The sequence below is a fragment of the Pseudoalteromonas sp. Of7M-16 genome, from assembly GCF_022347805.1.
GTDB classification, from domain to species: Bacteria; Pseudomonadota; Gammaproteobacteria; order Enterobacterales; family Alteromonadaceae; genus Pseudoalteromonas; species Pseudoalteromonas luteoviolacea_F.
On record NZ_JAKRFY010000069.1, the window covers coordinates 1 to 1,462 of the forward strand.

Annotated in this window: 2 protein-coding genes; both read right to left on the bottom strand. The window is 50.7% G+C overall.

Annotated features, from left to right (window positions below):
- Positions 1-425, bottom strand: a 425-nt coding sequence (locus MHN81_RS28015; protein ID WP_343224751.1) for a condensation domain-containing protein, incomplete at its 3' end; no start/stop codon positions are given.
- 14 nt (positions 426-439) lie between these two features.
- Positions 440-1,462, bottom strand: a 1,023-nt coding sequence (locus MHN81_RS28020) for a condensation domain-containing protein (protein WP_239427384.1), incomplete at its 5' end; no start/stop codon positions are given.

Sequence of the window (1,462 nt, forward strand, 5' to 3'; positions counted from 1 at the left end):
AGTGACCACGCGCCCTGCAGTACGGTGTTGACAGTGATCTGCTGTTGCTGTGCAAAACGCTGTAATTGCGCCGCTTGCTGCTCATCAAGCTGTAATGTGTGCTGTGCATAACCTAGGTTGCTATCCAATGCATCACGATTTTGCAGTTCACTCAGATAAGATGCGTCGTTTAACTGTGCAAGTCTAGTCTGCCAATAGTCATCACCCGCCGCGTCATCTTGCATGGCTAGATATGCAAGATAATCTTGATACTGGCCCCCAGGCTGTGGCAAGGCTTGGCCTTGATATGCCATCATGACTTCAGCCAACACCGCGGTGCTACTCCAGCCATCGAGCAGCATATGGTGATAGGTCCAAATAAAGTGATGCTGCTGTGGCCCTTGCTGAACTAGAGTGAATGACATTAAGCCCACCTCTTCGGTCACCGCAAAGCCTTGCTCTAAAATTGAGTGGGCCAACTGCTCAGTCGACTGATATCGAGTCGCAACTGATTTAAATACGCGGCACTTTGCTCAACCATCGAGTGGAACATCATGCCCTGCTGCATGGCTGAGAGCGGATAAATGCTGGACACGGTTTGCTGTGCAATAGGCAGCGCATCTAGCTCTGTTTGGCTCAAGGATAACAGCGGTACATCCGCAGGGGTCAAACGTGTATTGGCGTCACTGCAGTGCGCTATCACCTGTGTCAACGCCTGTTCGAGGCGCTGGGCAAACTCCGCCATATCAGACTGCTCTAAACAGGCACCACTGTAGGTGATGGCCAAGTTCAGCACCCCATTTTGGATTGCGCCATTGATGGCGATATCCGCACTGAGTGGGTTTTGCGCGGCAATACTGCTGCCAACGGCACGTAAACGCTCTTTGGTGGCAATAATGGTGTCTGCGATTTCATGGTGGCTGGTCAATTTCACCGGGTAAAGTGCGGTGAACCACCCCAAGGTGCGGCTTAAATCAAGCTGAGATTGCCACGGTTCACGGCCGTGGCCTTCTAAAAATACCTGTGCTTCGTTACTGCCAGTCCACTGTTTAAGGGCCACACTTAATGACGCCAACAATAATTCGTCAATATGCGTGCGATATGGACGCTGCGCCTGTGATAATAACGCTTGTGTTTGCTCTTCACTCAGTGCCACTTGAATGGTTTGGGCACTGTGCATGGTGTCATCGCCTTCAGCGACAAAGTTTGGCAATGCAAGCGCATCGCTGTGCTGGTTTTGCCAAAGTTCAAATTCACTTTGATGACTACTTGGATAAGTTTGGATCTGCTGCGCCCAATATTGATAACTATGGCTCTTTAACGCCAGCGCAATCGACTTGCCAGCGGCGGCCTGTTCAATTCCTTGCAGTAAGTCATCGACTAAAATTCGCCACGATACGCCATCAATCACTAGGTGGTGAGCAATTAAGATCAGTGCCTGACGGGTCTCACTGTGGACATACAGCACTCGCAAGGAATCGGC